Source organism: Nocardioides sp. zg-1230 (assembly GCF_013155335.1).
Classification (GTDB): Bacteria; Actinomycetota; Actinomycetes; order Propionibacteriales; family Nocardioidaceae; genus Nocardioides.
The window spans coordinates 446,289-459,312 of the sequence record NZ_JABJQZ010000002.1 but is presented as its reverse complement, the minus strand read 5'-3'; the positions used below and the strand labels follow the sequence as shown (position 1 = coordinate 459,312).

General features: G+C 69.6%; 18 protein-coding genes. 3 read left to right on the top strand and 15 right to left on the bottom strand.

Going from position 1 to position 13,024, the window contains the following annotated elements:
• Window positions 1-23: 23 nt before the first annotated feature.
• From HOO61_RS10195 to merA, 3 genes are all read right to left on the bottom strand, one after another.
• Window positions 24-359 (bottom strand): hypothetical protein, encoded by a 336-nt coding sequence (locus HOO61_RS10195; RefSeq protein WP_172258571.1) that lies wholly within the window; start codon window positions 357-359, stop codon window positions 24-26.
• Window positions 360-1,230: 871 nt separating this feature from the next.
• Complete coding sequence (gene merB, locus HOO61_RS10190; protein WP_224745682.1) at window positions 1,231-1,905, bottom strand: organomercurial lyase MerB; 675 nt, start codon at window positions 1,903-1,905, stop codon at window positions 1,231-1,233.
• A gap of 62 nt (window positions 1,906-1,967) precedes the next feature.
• Window positions 1,968-3,392 (bottom strand): mercury(II) reductase, encoded by a 1,425-nt coding sequence (merA, locus tag HOO61_RS10185; protein WP_129457154.1) that lies wholly within the window; start codon window positions 3,390-3,392, stop codon window positions 1,968-1,970.
• 103 nt (window positions 3,393-3,495) lie between these two features.
• Between merA and HOO61_RS10180 the strand changes: the two genes are divergently transcribed.
• On the top strand, window positions 3,496-3,885 hold the full coding sequence (locus tag HOO61_RS10180) for a heavy metal-responsive transcriptional regulator (RefSeq protein ID WP_129457156.1): 390 nt from the start codon (window positions 3,496-3,498) through the stop codon (window positions 3,883-3,885).
• Between the two features lie 32 nt (window positions 3,886-3,917).
• Here HOO61_RS10180 and HOO61_RS10175 read toward each other — a convergent pair whose 3' ends face one another.
• Window positions 3,918-4,451: a DinB family protein gene (locus HOO61_RS10175; protein ID WP_129457153.1), complete on the bottom strand. Its 534-nt coding sequence runs from the start codon at window positions 4,449-4,451 to the stop codon at window positions 3,918-3,920.
• A gap of 146 nt (window positions 4,452-4,597) precedes the next feature.
• Here HOO61_RS10175 and HOO61_RS10170 point away from each other — a divergent pair, with 146 nt between their 5' ends.
• Window positions 4,598-4,897, top strand: coding sequence for a thioredoxin family protein (locus tag HOO61_RS10170; RefSeq protein WP_129457152.1), 300 nt, complete (start codon window positions 4,598-4,600; stop codon window positions 4,895-4,897).
• A 503-nt stretch (window positions 4,898-5,400) separates the two neighbouring features.
• On the opposite strand, the gene HOO61_RS10165 is transcribed toward HOO61_RS10170, so the two are convergent.
• The 4 genes from HOO61_RS10165 to HOO61_RS10150 form a co-directional block, all read right to left on the bottom strand.
• On the bottom strand, window positions 5,401-5,736 hold the full coding sequence (locus HOO61_RS10165; protein WP_129457151.1) for a YnfA family protein: 336 nt from the start codon (window positions 5,734-5,736) through the stop codon (window positions 5,401-5,403).
• A gap of 90 nt (window positions 5,737-5,826) precedes the next feature.
• Window positions 5,827-6,141 (bottom strand): hypothetical protein, encoded by a 315-nt coding sequence (locus HOO61_RS10160; RefSeq protein WP_172258219.1) that lies wholly within the window; start codon window positions 6,139-6,141, stop codon window positions 5,827-5,829.
• A gap of 5 nt (window positions 6,142-6,146) precedes the next feature.
• Window positions 6,147-6,662: a MerR family transcriptional regulator gene (locus tag HOO61_RS10155; RefSeq protein ID WP_224745681.1), complete on the bottom strand. Its 516-nt coding sequence runs from the start codon at window positions 6,660-6,662 to the stop codon at window positions 6,147-6,149.
• Complete coding sequence (locus tag HOO61_RS10150) at window positions 6,659-7,033, bottom strand: hypothetical protein (RefSeq protein WP_129457149.1); 375 nt, start codon at window positions 7,031-7,033, stop codon at window positions 6,659-6,661. The genes HOO61_RS10155 and HOO61_RS10150 overlap by 4 nt, the downstream gene beginning before the upstream one ends.
• Before the next feature lie 173 nt (window positions 7,034-7,206).
• Here HOO61_RS10150 and HOO61_RS10145 point away from each other — a divergent pair, with 173 nt between their 5' ends.
• Window positions 7,207-7,500 (top strand): SHOCT domain-containing protein, encoded by a 294-nt coding sequence (locus HOO61_RS10145; protein WP_207206903.1) that lies wholly within the window; start codon window positions 7,207-7,209, stop codon window positions 7,498-7,500.
• Between the two features lie 271 nt (window positions 7,501-7,771).
• On the opposite strand, the gene HOO61_RS10140 is transcribed toward HOO61_RS10145, so the two are convergent.
• The 7 genes from HOO61_RS10140 to HOO61_RS10110 form a co-directional block, all read right to left on the bottom strand.
• Window positions 7,772-8,584, bottom strand: coding sequence for a cation diffusion facilitator family transporter (locus tag HOO61_RS10140; protein ID WP_129456449.1), 813 nt, complete (start codon window positions 8,582-8,584; stop codon window positions 7,772-7,774).
• A complete protein-coding gene (locus HOO61_RS10135) occupies window positions 8,581-8,958 on the bottom strand; it encodes a helix-turn-helix transcriptional regulator (RefSeq protein ID WP_129456448.1) in 378 nt (125 codons plus the stop codon). The genes HOO61_RS10140 and HOO61_RS10135 overlap by 4 nt, the downstream gene beginning before the upstream one ends.
• Window positions 8,959-9,040: 82 nt before the next feature.
• On the bottom strand, window positions 9,041-10,636 hold the full coding sequence (locus tag HOO61_RS10130; RefSeq protein WP_129456447.1) for an ABC transporter permease: 1,596 nt from the start codon (window positions 10,634-10,636) through the stop codon (window positions 9,041-9,043).
• A gap of 7 nt (window positions 10,637-10,643) precedes the next feature.
• Window positions 10,644-11,291, bottom strand: coding sequence for an ATP-binding cassette domain-containing protein (locus tag HOO61_RS10125; protein WP_224745077.1), 648 nt, complete (start codon window positions 11,289-11,291; stop codon window positions 10,644-10,646).
• Window positions 11,292-11,364: 73 nt separating this feature from the next.
• On the bottom strand, window positions 11,365-11,613 hold the full coding sequence (locus HOO61_RS10120) for a DUF2933 domain-containing protein (RefSeq protein ID WP_216658773.1): 249 nt from the start codon (window positions 11,611-11,613) through the stop codon (window positions 11,365-11,367).
• A 62-nt stretch (window positions 11,614-11,675) separates the two neighbouring features.
• Complete coding sequence (locus HOO61_RS10115) at window positions 11,676-12,062, bottom strand: metal-sensitive transcriptional regulator (RefSeq protein ID WP_129456445.1); 387 nt, start codon at window positions 12,060-12,062, stop codon at window positions 11,676-11,678.
• 149 nt (window positions 12,063-12,211) lie between these two features.
• Window positions 12,212-13,015, bottom strand: a complete 804-nt coding sequence (locus HOO61_RS10110; RefSeq protein WP_172258570.1) for a sulfite exporter TauE/SafE family protein — start codon at window positions 13,013-13,015, stop codon at window positions 12,212-12,214.
• Window positions 13,016-13,024 lie beyond the last annotated feature (9 nt).

Genomic DNA, 13,024 nt, shown 5'->3' with positions numbered 1-13,024 from the left:
CAGTGATGCGCAGTAGCTGGCGTTCAGCGCATCTCGCCCTTCTCCCAAGCGGGATAGGGACGGCTGCTGAGGATGACCGGACCGGCCGAGAAGCCCGCCTCGTCGAAGAGGAGCGTGGTGGCATGGCCGAGCTGCCCTTCGCAGGCTCGGAGAATCAGGGCGTCCGACATGCTCTCCGTCCACATCATCATGCCGTCGCGGAAGACGGGCAGGTGCGGATCCGGCAGCTCCAGGGAGTCGTAGGTCCAGAAGCGGTCGGGCTGGTCGGAGATGAAGTTGGGAGCGGCGTTAGACCACAGGTGCGTCGTGAGCGGCGCAGGGATGGAGAGGGTCAGGGTGAGGGCCTTGTTCTCGGTCATGGCACTGAACGTGAGCATCCTCAGAGGCCGCGCAATCAACTCCACCCTTGAACTGGCGAGTCCCGGGCGTGTGTCCGTGGGTGTCACTCTGTTGACCAGGTGCTCCCGGTCGGGACACTGCGGCGGTTCGCCCGAAGGAGCGGTCGATCATCGAGGACCAGAGGGCCCTGAGGACGCGTGAGGTCGATGTCGTGGACATCGGCGGCGGACAGGCGGGGCTAGCCACCGGCTTCTACTTGAAGCGGGCTGGACTCGCGCCGGGCCGCAAGCTCGTCATCGTGAATGCGGCAGACCGACCGGGCGGGGCGTGGCCCCCCACGTGGGACGGATTGCGGCTGTTCTCCCCACGGCCACCTTCTCCTCCTGCCGGGCTGGATGATGCCGCCCTGGGATGACGCGACCCGAGGCTTTCCGCCTCGGGACCACGTGGTGGAGTACCTGAGGCGCTACGAGGACAAGTACGACCTGCAGGTGTTGCGGCCGCATCGGGTCGGGTCAGTACGTCGCGCCGACGACGACCCTGGCGGCCGGCTCTTCGTCTCCACAGAGGCGCTGACCTTGTCGGCTCGCGCGGTCGTGTCCGCGACGGGAACGTGGGACAGTCCGTTCTGGCCGACGTAGGACATCACACCTAGTGGTCGCCCCGGCTGCGAGAACCAACAGTGTGAGTCCCGCTCCGAGAGCCCAGGGGTTGCCGAGGAACCCGCCGAGGCCAGCAAGCGCGCCACCGGAGATGAGGAGTGGCAGGGCGCAGCCGAAGGCCATGAGAAGCGAGGCGCCGGCGGCCAGGATCAGGCCACCGCTTCCAGTCTGGTTGTCGCGGCCGGATGTCATCTCGATGCTCGTCTCGTGCTGGTGCTGAGTGGCGGTGTCAGCAGCAGCCGTGGTTGTCGCCCGCGCTGGACGGGTCGACCTGGAGTCGGCTGAGCCGTCCGGCGCTGATGGCGGCGCCGATCTGGTACGCGTCGGCGACGGGGATGACCTCGCCGTCGGGGTGCTGCTCGAGCCAGGGTTGGGCGTCCTCGAGCGAGGCGAAGTAGTGCACCTGGTTGCAGAACGAGGTGCGGATCGAGGGGTCCTGACCGACGTTGACTAGGGAGACCACGGCGGTGGCTGGCTCCACCGTGAGAACACCGGCGGCGGGGTCGACGGTAGCGCGGATCGTCTCGCCGCTGACCGGTGAGACCGACTCCACCTCCGCGGCGTGTTCGAGGAGCGCCGGGTAGATGAGGGTGTCGAGCGCACACCAGGTGTAGAGCTCCTCGCCGGCCACGGTGAACCGATGCGGGGTGGGGCGCAGGGTCAGGCCCTGGCCGATGATGCGACCTTGGTCGTCGTACTCGGTGTCCGGGGCGGCGGCGAGGCCACGGCGAACGTCGTCGACGGTGCCGCCGGAGGCCTCGGCGAGCTGCTCGAGGGTCACGGGGTCACCGTCGAGCAGCAGCCGAAGCAACGGAATGTGGAGGGCGGCGTCGAGGCCGGTTTCCTCGGTGTTGGCGAGCCGGCTGGTTAGGTCGGTGCTGAGGTTCGACATGTGGTTCGACATGGGGGTGCCTCCGTCGCGGTGAGATCTGGGGGTGGTGCTGGGCGTGGTAGTGCCTGCTGCGGTCAGGCGCAGCAGGACAGCTTCGAGACGTCGGTGGTGAAGGACTTGGCGGCTAGTCGGATGCCTTCGGCCATGGTCAGGTAGGGCGCCCACGCGTCGGCGACCTCGGTGATGGTCTTGCCGAGGACGTGCACACCGGCGGCGGCCAGTTCGCCGGCGTCCTTGGTGACCGCGGTCAGGCCGAGGATCTCGCCGGTGTCGGCGTTGATGGCCATTTTGATGAAGCCGCGGGTGTCGCGGTTGACCCGAGCCCGGGTCAGGTAGGTCAGCGGCAGCACCCGGCAGTCGCAGCGGATCCCGGCGGCAACGATTTCCTTCTCGGTCATCCCGACCGCGCCGATGGCGGGGCTGGTGAACGTCACGCGTGGCAGCCGGGTGTAGTCGACTGCCCGGTCTGCGTCGGCGAAGGCGTTCTCGGCGACCGTCGTGCCGTGGTAGGCCGCGACGTACACGAACTCGGGGTGGCCGGTCACATCGCCGGCGGACCAGATCCTGGGGTTGGAGGTCTGCAGCCGATCGGTCACGACGATTTCGCCGAGCTCGCCGACCGTCACTCCTACCGCGCCCAGGTTGAGGCCGTCGGTGACCGGTCGCCGGCCGAGGGCGATCAGGACGTGGTCGGCGCGGAACTCCTGCTCGCCTCCGGACACGTCGGCAGTGGCGACTACCTGCCCGGTCGCCTCGTCGCGGGCCAACCGGGACACGGTCGCACGCCGGACCACTCGGATGCCTTCGTCGGCGAAGACCTCCTGCAGCGTCCGGGAGACCTCGGGTTCCTCTTTCGATGCCAGCCGCGAACGCACCAACACGGTCACCCTCGAGCCGAGCCGGGCGAACAGCTGGGCCTGCTCGAGGGCCACGTAGCCGCCGCCGAGGACCAGCAGCGAGTCGGGCACGTCGGTGAGTTCCATCGCGGTGGTGGAGGTCAGGTGGTCCACGGTATCCAGGCCCTCGATAGGCGGTGCCCAGGCGTGGGAGCCGGTGGCGGCCAGGTACTGGTCAGCCTCGATCACCTCAACGGTCCCGTCGGCCGCGGTGACCTCCAGGACTGGGGAGTCCGCGGTGCCGGCGAAGGCTGCCTGGCCCTTGGCGACACGCCAGCCGTAGGCCTCGGCGACGTCGATGTACTTCTCGCCCCGGAGGTCCTCGACCAGGTCCTGCTTGCCGGCAACGAGCGCCGGCATGTCCACGCCGGCCGCGGAGGTTGAGATTCCGGGGAACCGGGTGGATGCGTCCGCTGCGACGTGGCGGGCCTCGGCGGCCGCGATGAGCGCCTTGGATGGCACGCAGCCAGTGTTCAGGCAGGTGCCTCCGAAAGCACCACGCTCGACCATCACCACCGACTTGCCCAGCCCGGTCGCCTTGATCGCCGCGGCGAACGCCGCGCCACCCGACCCGACGACGGCAAGGTCGTACGTCGTCCCCATGAGGGGTACCTCCTGATGGTTGAGGACTCATCCGACCGCGCCATACTGGACCTTCCAGTGCAGGGGAAGGTCAAGCCCGGGCCGGAGAACAGTGGAGGTCGACATGCGGATCGGGGAACTGGCCGAGACGGCCGCCACGACGACGAAGACGCTGCGCTTCTACGAGTCACAAGGGCTCTTGCCGCCCGCCGAACGCACCCCGGCCGGCTACCGCGACTACAACCCGGACACCGTCGCCCGGATCGACTTCATCCACCGCGGCCAGGCCGCCGGGCTCACGCTCGCCCAGATCCGACAGGTCCTCGACATCCGCGACCGCGGCCGAGCTCCTTGTGACCATGTCCGTGACCTGCTGGATGCTCGGCTGGTCGCCATCGAGCGCCAGATCGCCCACCTGACCGCGCTACGTGACAACATCAGCGAGCTACGCGACCACGCCGCAGAGCCGGAGCCCGCCACCTGCAGTCCCGACCAGATCTGCCGATACCTCTAGCACGCAAGTGGTCCTGGACTCCACCTGGACGTCTACTCGAGCGTGAGCTGAGCCCGGTGGAAGTCGTAGTGCTGGGTCGCGTACCGGTAGACCTGCTCAAGCGTCATCGTCTCCTGGAAGAACGGGTCCCAGTCGACGGGGAAGTGCATCCGACGGGCCAGCGCCGCATCGGACTCCGCATCCAGACGTCGATGAAGCAGGCCGATGGTGCGGTCGAACTGCCGGGTCAGATGGGGCCCGTGGAAGACGAGCGCACCGCCGACAGCACCCGCGTAGTTGACGTGGTGGAAGGGCCGCGTGCCCGCGTTCAAGACGGCGGCGAAGGCGCGGCTGAACGGCTCGGGCAACCGGCCGAAGAGGCGCACCAGCAGAAGCAAGCGGCGGACGAGCAGGTAGCCGAACGCCATGTGCCACAGCATCTGGCCGTTGGTCCATCGCGTCCCGTTCGTGCGTCGGCGAAGGTCGTCTGCGGTCGCGCGCGAGACGAGCTGATGCAGGTCGGTGCGCACCCGCTCCAGCTCGGCATGGATGCTCGCCCGGTCAGCCGGCTGCTCCTCCAACGCCATGAGGCAGTGTCTCGCGTGAAGGGTTCGTTGAGAACAGGACTACGCACGCCTGCGGAGAGTGCCACCTCGACCACGAAGTGGGACAATGGGAGCTCCAGAGACGCACCCCACGAGTCGTCTCCACCGAGTCATGCGAGGAGCGCTACGTGCAGGTCGAGCTGCTGTACTTCGACGGATGCCCGAGCTGGCAGGTCGCCGACCAGCGCCTGCACGATGCGCTCGCCCTGACGGGCCGGGGTGACGCAACCGTGCACCGGCGGCGCGTCGAGACTCCCGAGCAGGCCGACGACCTGGAGTTCATCGGCTCGCCGAGCATCCGCATCGACGGACGGGACCCGTTCGTCACTGGTGGCGAACAGGTCGGACTGGCATGCCGCATGTACCCCACGCCAGCTGGCCTGAGGGGCTCACCGGAGGTAGAGCAGCTGGTGGAGGCGTTGCGGTGAAGAAGGGCCTTCTTGTCGTGGCTGGGGCATACGTCGCGGTGGCCGCTGGCACCCGCGTTGCGGAAGCCCTTGGTGCGAGGTGCTGCGGCTGCCCGGACGGCTGCTGGTGCCGTCGCCCCGGCGCGAGCCTGTTCCGGTGGGTGTTCCCGTGGCGTCACAAGCTCGCACAGCCCGCGGACCCGGAGCCGGACGAGTCCGACGCCGCATAGCGCGCCTGGGCCCAGGACGAGTCCTCGGTCGGCCTTGCGCCGCTCGAGGAGCACGATGTCGCGCCACACGCCGTCGAGCCGAGCGATGCGGGAGCGAACCGCGGGAGTGCCATAGCCGGCCGTGTGTCCGCAGGGCGATGGAGGCACGGTTCTCGGGGAAGACGGCCGACTGCAACGTCCACAGGCCGCCGGTACCGGGCCGCCATGTCCTTGCTGGTGCTGCAGCGGACTCGACGCGACCGGCCCGAGGACCGCCGACTGCTTCGACGTGCTGGCGGGCGTTCGGCGAGCGGGTCAGGCGGGTCGGGGTGCATACATGATGACCGCGACCCCGACCAGGCACACGAGCGCTCCGACGACGTCGTAACGGTCGGGCCGGAAGCCGTCCACGGCCATGCCCCACGCGAGGGAGCCGGCGACGAACACCCCGCCGTAGGCGGCGAGGATGCGGCCGAAGTTCGCGTCGGGCTGGAGCGTTGCGACGAACCCGTAGAGACCGAGTGCGATGACGCCCGCGCCAACCCACAGCCAACCGCGGTGTTCGCGTACCCCCTGCCACACGAGCCAGGCGCCACCGATTTCGGCGACGGCCGCAAGGGCGAACAGGAGCAGGGACTTCGCGACGGTCATGAGCGCAGTCTCCCAAGGCGTGCGGCCCTCACGACGACGGCCAGGCACCGGTGTGGCGGGGGTGCTCAACTGACGGCGCGAAGCGTGCGCTCAGCTGTCGTCGGCGGTGCGCGTGGGTAGGAGCGCCACCGGCATGGTTCCGCCGACGGTGGCGTCGGCGCGCGGTGTGCACGACGTCTGTCGTGAACGTGCCCGACGGGTGAGCAGGGCCGCGACCGCGAGCAGGCCGACGACGAGGGCGAACACGACACCGGCGAACACGAGCGTGACCGCTGTGGCGGCGAGGCCGGCCACACCGAGGAACCCGACGACGGGAGCTGCGCAGCACACGGCACACGCGGCTGCCGCGCCGCCGATCAGGTGTCGGTTGCCGGGCCGGTCGGCCGCGGTGTCAGGTCCGGGCATGTCCGTCATCGTTGCGCCCGGATGTTCGCTGCCGGTGCGGGCTGGCTGTCGGGGTGGAGGGTGATGGCCTCGAACGGGATGGGGCAGCACGGCGACGACGCGCACGCCAGGAGGTCGTCGCAGCCGGCATCGAGTGCGGCGGTGAGGTTGTCGCGGATGGCGGTCAGGTCGGAGATGCGTACCTCCACCTCGACGAGCTTGGTGTGCGCGCGTTGTTGGAGTCCGGCGTCGATGCGCTTGCCGTGGCGGTGGCGGCCGAGCTCGAGCAGGTCGGAGACTTCGTCGAGCGTGAACCCGAGGCGTTGGGCAGCCTTGATGACCCGGAGCACGGTGACGGTCTCGGGTGGGTAGAGCCGGTGTCCCCCGGGGCTGCGGTCGGGGGCGGCGAGGAGGCCGCGGCGTTCGTAGTAGCGCAGAGTCTCGATGTTGAGGCCGGCGGCGGCTGCGACCCGGCCGCGACGCATCCCTACCGTGTCGGCGACCGCTCCCCCGGCCTGCTGGGCGGCGTTGAGGGCGCTCATGATGCTGCCGCCAGCACGGCGCGGGCGTGGTCGAGGAGTCCCGTGAGGACGCCGGCGTGTGCGGGCAGGACGTCGATGTCGAGGCTCACGTTGCCGGGTTGGGGCTCGCTGATGGTGAAGGTGAAGAACGAGCAGCAGGCCATCTCGGCTTCGACGAGCCGGCGGGCGCGGTGCGCGAGCTCGATGTCGCCGGTCAACACCAAGTGCGCGTACGTGTCGCTGGGCTGGTCGATCGAGCGCAGCGACGTGGTGAACAGGTCGTCGAACTCCGCGACGCGTAGGGGTCGATCGGCGGTTGGGAGGGTGCATGCCTCGACGTCGGCCCATGCCAGCCCGGTGCCGGGGGCGTCGCCGCTGGCGCTTTGGTCCATGAGCCCACGGTAAGCCTGTACCCGGGTACAAGATGCAAGGCCTTGGCTGAGGGTCGCTCAGCGTGTGCCGGTTCGCTGCCGAACTGGGGCCTTTCGACCCCATGAACGGGACCCGTCCGACACATGCGCCAGAGTCCCCACGCCTGATGAAGTGGTGGTGAAGCGGACGGGCCATGAGTGAGGTGAGTGTGATGTGGGGCGACTACGACAGGATGCACGAGGGGTACGGCTTTGGGTGGTTTGCGCTGATCGTGTTGCTCTTGGTGCTCGTCGGTCTTGCAGTTGCGCTGCTCGTGGTGATGTTGCGCAGTCCTGGACGCGGCGGGTCTGGCTCAGCGACCGGCTCGACCACCGGGCCGAACATGGGCTCATCTGAGGCGGCCCTCATCCTGCGGCGACGGTTCGCAGCCGGAGAAATTGACGAGGACGAGTTCCGGCGTCGCCTATCCGCCTTGTCCGACTCGTGATCGTCTCAGCGGACGAGGGTGCTCAGTTGTGTTCCAGAACCGTTCGAGGATGAGCGCGACCACGGCTAGGTAGGCCGCGGTGAGGATGACGGCGTGGTTGCGGCCAGCGCCCGCGTGATGGCGCTGTTGTTCGCCCGTGCACCGAGGGCCCCGTGGTGAGATTGGAGGGTGACGTGAACCCGCCGTTACCGGTGCGGCACCACTGCGGCCAAGGTGCGTGCCACGAAACCGAGCAGCAGGTACACGCCGAACAGGCCCAGCGCGGTGACGCTCACTGGTCCTCACCAGGCGGGCTGATCTGGAACACCTCGAGGTTCCGTGCGGACTCGCTGCCCGCGTCAGCGGCAGGGGCGCAGCATCCGTCGCTGCATCCACCGTCAGAGCTGCAACCGCATGCGTCGCCTTCATGGTCCGTGTCGTGGTGGCTGGAGCCAACGGCGCCGCAGCAGCCTTCACCGCGCCACGCCTCCCGGCCTTCCTTGACCGCGACCGCGGCGATGATGAGGCCGGCAATGGGGTCGGCCCACGACCAGCCGAGGGTGGCGTTCAGCACCAGGCCGACGAGGAGCACGGCCGAGAGGTAGGTGCACAGCAGGGTCTGGGTGGAATCGGCGACGACGGCGTTCGAGCCGAGCGCCTTCCCGGTGCGGCGTTGCGCCCATGACAGGAACGGCATGATGGCCAGCGACGCGATGGCGAGACCGATGCCGACCGGGGAGGCGTCGGGGTCGTGGTCGCCCAGCAGGGCGCGGACCGACTCGAACGACACGTACGCGGCGAGCGCGAAGAACGAGAATGCCATCAGCCGCAGCGCCTGCCGCTCGCGGCTCTCGGGCATCTTGTGGCGGAACTGCCACAGGATGATGAGGCCGCTGGAGACTTCAACGATGGAGTCGAGGCCGAACCCGACGAGCGCGACGGAGCCCGCGACGATGCCGGCGGTGATGGCGATGACCGCCTCGATGACGTTGTACGTCACCGACGCCGCGGCGAGCAGCTGGGCCCGGCGGCCGAGCCTGGCTCGCTCGGAGGCCGTCAACGGCGCGTGCTCGTGCGTCGTGACCGTGTGGTCGTGGGACGTCATGCGGTCTCCTCACTCGCAGGATCGGATGGGTGGAGCGTCGTGGCGCCGTAGTTCTCGCACAGCGCGACGGCCTCACCCGTGGCGTCGAGCAGCTCGTCGGCGCCGGCGAACAGTCGCAGCAGCAGGTCGGGGTGGGTCAGCGAGTACACCGACGCCCGGCCCTGCGCGCGGGAGGTGACGAGTCCGCAGTCCTTGAGGCAGGCCAGGTGCTTGGAGCACGAACTCTGCGGGAGGCCCAGGTGGTTGACGAGGTCGACGACGCGTTGTTCGCCTTCGCTGAGTCGCTGCAAGATGGCCAGCCGTGCAGGGTCGGAGAACCCGTGGAACAGGCACGCGGCCGCGGTGAAGCCCGCGTACGTGCGAGGCGAGCTCATCGTCTCAGTCATCACAAAACGTGATGTTAGCCCAATGCGCGTTGCTTGGAGCCCCGGGCTAGCTCACCTGCCTGGATGCACGTCACGGGCGAGCCCGGGAAGTCCGCAGAATCGCGACCGCTGCTCGAGGGCGACGGCCCCGTCGAGGTCGGCGGCGAGCAGGACGAACGACCCGGCCGAGTAGGCCAGCGACGAGAGCAGCAAGCATCGCGAGCCAGCCCAGCGCGATGAGGAGCGAGGCGGTCTCGTCGAAGCTGCTGGTCAGTGCGGCGTCGTAAAGGACCCTGCTGGCTCCGTACCCCGGTAGCAGGTGCGCGAGGGTGGAGAGGTCGGGGTTCAACATGGGACTCTGCTCGATCGCGAGGTCGAGGAACGGGAGGAGGAACGCGACCAGCACGCCGCCGACGCGGCCGAAGAGCCAGCCGACCAGGACGCCGACGAGGGCGTAGGTGGACGCGATGAGCAGGTTGGCCAGCACGTACGGGCCCCACTGGCCGGGTTCGAAGAACAGCGCGGTGACCGTTAGTGAGGCGGCGGTGACGACGAGGGCCAGCACGGCCACGACAAGGAGTCGCGACGTGAGCAGGCTGACCGGATGGAACCCCGCCAGGGCGAGCCGTCGGTCGGCGGCGCGTGCACCGAGCGCGGTGAACAGCCCCACGACGGCAGCCAGCGCTCCGACCGAGATGGGCGCCATCAGGCCGGGGTGGGTGTCAGGGAACCAGAACGTCGCGGCCACGGTCCGGCCGGCTTCGCGGACCATCATCGTTTCGTAGCCCTCGGGCGTGGTGAAGGCGGACAGGGCGACGAAGAGGCCCGGGACAGCGACCATGAGCGCCCACAGCACCCGGTTTCGGCTGATTTCACGCAGGCCCATCTGGGTGCCCACGGCGAGCTGGCCGCGGGCCGAGCTCGAGCTGGTGCGGGCGTGGGTCCGCGCGGTGCGGCTGGTGGCCGCGACGACCATCCAGCTGAGTGCGACGGCGACGAGGGTCCAGATGAGCGCCCAGCCCAGATCGCCGGGCCGGCCCGCGTGACCGGACGGCTCGTCCATCATCCACAGGCTCAGGTAGTGGGTCGGGAAGACCTTGGACACGAGGGTGTCGGCGGGCCGGAACGCAGGCCCGAAGACGACGTCGACGAGCCAGACGAACAAGACGAGCACCGTGCCGTTGACCGGGTTGGCCACCAGGGCGCCGATGAGGGCGCCGAGGGCCAGGTAGATGACCGCGAACATCACGGTGGCCGCGGCGACTCGGGCGGGGTGGTCGAGGCCACCGACGCGGACCACGAGCGTCAGGTAGGACGCGGTGGCGGCCACCACCGCGAGCGCGGCTCCGGTCGTCATGCGTGCCAGGACCAGGCGTGCCGCGGGTAGTCCCGCCAGGACGAGGCGCTGGTCGGCGGCGCGGGCGGAGCGGACCTGGAAGTACATCGCGACCGCGGCAACGAACCCGGCCGTCCAGCCGGCCGTGGTCGTCTCGGCCTGAGGTCCACCCTGGCCGCCCAGGAGCTCGCCGGCATCGGTGATGACACCCCCCACGATGGCGACGAACACGACCGGGACGACGACGAGCAGGCCGAGGGTCACCCGGTTGCGGGCTGCCTCGACGAGGAAGCGGCGCACCAGCAGTCCGCCGCCGATGGGGACGCGAACGGAGGTGTCGACGGTGCTCATCGGGTGCTCACTCAGACGGACGGTCGTGCGGTGGTCGGTCGTGGGTGGTGCCGTCGTGCAGCTGGACGATGCGGTCGAAGCGGTGCTCGTCGACGACGAAGTGGCTGATGATGAGCACGCTTCGGCCTGCGGCCCGGCGTTCGGCAACCAGGTCCCAGAACCGCAGGTAGGTGTCGAAGTCGAACCCGGCGTACGGCTCGTCGAGGAGCAGCACTTCGGGGTCGGCGAGCAGCGCCAGCCCCAGGTTGAGCTTCGACAAGGTGCCGCCGGAGAGCTGGTCCGCGCGCGTGCCAGCGTAGCGGGTGAACCCGAGGGTCTCGTAGAGCCGGCGACGCGACGTGTGCTCGTCGGCCGGGTTCATCCGGTAGGCGTGCCCGAACAGCTCGAAGTGCTCATCGCACGTCAGGCGCTCGTACACGACCGGCTCCTGGGGGCAGTAGCCGAGCCGTCCGACGTGCTCCACGGTGCCGGCGTCCGGGGCGAGCTCGCCGAAGAGGACCTTCATCAGTGTGGACTTCCCCGACCCGTTCTCCCCAACCAGGCCGACCACCTCACCTGGCAGCAGCTCGAGGTTCGCGCCTTTGAGGACCGCCTGGGCGTGACGGGCCGGCCAGATGCCGCGCCGGTACGACTTCTCGACACCGGACGCGGTCATCAGCGGCCGGCCAGCCGCCGCAGATGCGGTGTGGCCGGCGGGGTGAGGTGTGGCGTGGGCGGTCATGACGACCTCAGCGGTCCTGAGGGTGCTGGTCGTCGGAGCGGTCGTGGGACGGCGTGCTGCTGTCGTTGCTGCCGCCGTGGTGCATCCCCATCATTCCGCCCATCATCACCATCATCATCAGCGGGCAGATGAGGGCGATGCCGACGACGGCGAGGGTGCCGGCGGGGACGCCGACCCACAGTGCGCCGACGACGGCGATGGCGGCTGCGACCGCGAACAGCCCGAGGTTCGGGGTCCGGGTCATGTTGGTGTTCATCGTTCTGCTCCTTCTCGTGGGTGGGTGAACGGGTGGCTCGTGGGTGAGCGCGTGGGGTGGGTTCAGAGGCGGATGACCTGGCGGATGGCGGCGGCGACCTCGTCCATGCGGGCCTGTCCGGCGTCACCGGACTGGCGGGCGGCTTCGAGGACGCAGTGGCGCACGTGGTCGTCGAGCAGCCCGGCGGCGACCTCTTCGGTCGCTCGGGTCACGGCGGCGAGCTGGTTGACCACGTCCGGGCACCAGCGGTCGTCGGCGACCATCTTCTGCACGCCGCGGACCTGGCCCTCGATGCGACGCAGCCGCACCAGGTAGTCCTCACGCCTGCCGGCGTAGCCGCGGGTAGCAGGTAGGGGCGTACCGGCGGACGCGTCGGATGGCAGGTGGCACTCGTGCGCTGCCGCGCTAGTCGGGCGGGTCGCGTCTCGGGTGCTTTCTGTTGCGGCCATGGCGGGCTCCTCACGGGTTCAGCTCTTGCTCCCATGGTCGCCCCGCATACCCCCCGGGGGTAGGGTCTTTCGTCCCGCCTTGACGCCGGTTCAGCTTCTCGCGGGTGCTGCCGACCGTGGACGACGACAACTGGCCCACGCCGCCTGGGTCAGCCGAGTACGACCTGCACCAGGTAGAGCACCGCCAGCGCCAGCGCCATCACCCCGAGCAGCGTTCTCAACGCCCGTTCGGGGATGTGGGGCTGGAGCGAGGCTCCGACCCACCCGCCGGCCAGCCCACCGAGACCCGTCGCCACGCCCAACGACCAGTCCGGCGCCACCGGGCCGGTCGCATCCAAAGCGATGACCGCGTACGTCACCACCCCGACCAAGGACGTCACCCAGGTTGAGAGCAACGCCACCGGTGCCACGGTGGCCACCGCCATGCCGGTGCCGACCAGGATGGGGCCGAGGACGGAGCCGCCGCCGATGCCGTAGATGCCGCCCACGACCCCGATGACGAACGCCAGCACACGTACCGTCCTCGGGGACAGCCGCCGCTCGATCGAGCCTGGTGCGGGCTTGCGCAAGATGAACAGCCCGACCGGGGCGAGCACCGCCGCCGCCAGCGCCCGGAACACGTCCGGGTCCGCGACCACGTACACGCGGATGAGCGCCCCGAGCACCACCCCGGGCACCGAGCCGGCCAGCAGTTGGCGCGTGAGCGCGCGGTCGAACTGCCCGCGCCGGCGGTAGCGCGCCAATCCGCCGGGTCCGGAGATGACGTTGAAGAGCAGGTTCGTCGGGGTCACCCGCGGGTTCGGCACGTGAAGCACCGAGAGCTGCACCGGGAGCAGGAACACTGCGCCGGACACACCCACTGGCGTGGTCACCGTGGCGAGCACGAAGCCGGCCACCAGCCCCACCAGGTCCCGCTGCCAGTCCACATCGTCTCCCCTCGCCAGCAGGCGCATCCTGTCAGC

What these genes read in the sequence shown, in the direction of transcription:
- HOO61_RS10120 (WP_216658773.1), bottom strand. Translation starts at nt 11,613, where the DNA reads ATGAACACCAACATGACCCGGACCCCGAACCTCGGGCTGTTCGCGGTC.
- merA (WP_129457154.1), bottom strand. Translation starts at nt 3,392, where the DNA reads ATGGGGACGACGTACGACCTTGCCGTCGTCGGGTCGGGTGGCGCGGCG.
- HOO61_RS10175 (WP_129457153.1), bottom strand. Translation starts at nt 4,451, where the DNA reads ATGGCGTTGGAGGAGCAGCCGGCTGACCGGGCGAGCATCCATGCCGAG.
- HOO61_RS10125 (WP_224745077.1), bottom strand. Translation starts at nt 11,291, where the DNA reads ATGACCGCGTCCGGTGTCGAGAAGTCGTACCGGCGCGGCATCTGGCCG.
- HOO61_RS10115 (WP_129456445.1), bottom strand. Translation starts at nt 12,062, where the DNA reads ATGGCCGCAACAGAAAGCACCCGAGACGCGACCCGCCCGACTAGCGCG.
- HOO61_RS10150 (WP_129457149.1), bottom strand. Translation starts at nt 7,033, where the DNA reads ATGGACCAAAGCGCCAGCGGCGACGCCCCCGGCACCGGGCTGGCATGG.
- HOO61_RS10145 (WP_207206903.1), top strand. Translation starts at nt 7,207, where the DNA reads ATGAGTGAGGTGAGTGTGATGTGGGGCGACTACGACAGGATGCACGAG.
- HOO61_RS10110 (WP_172258570.1), bottom strand. Translation starts at nt 13,015, where the DNA reads ATGCGCCTGCTGGCGAGGGGAGACGATGTGGACTGGCAGCGGGACCTG.
- HOO61_RS10135 (WP_129456448.1), bottom strand. Translation starts at nt 8,958, where the DNA reads ATGAGCTCGCCTCGCACGTACGCGGGCTTCACCGCGGCCGCGTGCCTG.
- HOO61_RS10165 (WP_129457151.1), bottom strand. Translation starts at nt 5,736, where the DNA reads ATGACCGTCGCGAAGTCCCTGCTCCTGTTCGCCCTTGCGGCCGTCGCC.
- HOO61_RS10180 (WP_129457156.1), top strand. Translation starts at nt 3,496, where the DNA reads ATGCGGATCGGGGAACTGGCCGAGACGGCCGCCACGACGACGAAGACG.
- HOO61_RS10140 (WP_129456449.1), bottom strand. Translation starts at nt 8,584, where the DNA reads ATGACGTCCCACGACCACACGGTCACGACGCACGAGCACGCGCCGTTG.
- HOO61_RS10160 (WP_172258219.1), bottom strand. Translation starts at nt 6,141, where the DNA reads ATGCCCGGACCTGACACCGCGGCCGACCGGCCCGGCAACCGACACCTG.
- HOO61_RS10195 (WP_172258571.1), bottom strand. Translation starts at nt 359, where the DNA reads ATGACCGAGAACAAGGCCCTCACCCTGACCCTCTCCATCCCTGCGCCG.
- merB (WP_224745682.1), bottom strand. Translation starts at nt 1,905, where the DNA reads ATGTCGAACCACATGTCGAACCTCAGCACCGACCTAACCAGCCGGCTC.
- HOO61_RS10155 (WP_224745681.1), bottom strand. Translation starts at nt 6,662, where the DNA reads ATGAGCGCCCTCAACGCCGCCCAGCAGGCCGGGGGAGCGGTCGCCGAC.
- HOO61_RS10130 (WP_129456447.1), bottom strand. Translation starts at nt 10,636, where the DNA reads ATGAGCACCGTCGACACCTCCGTTCGCGTCCCCATCGGCGGCGGACTG.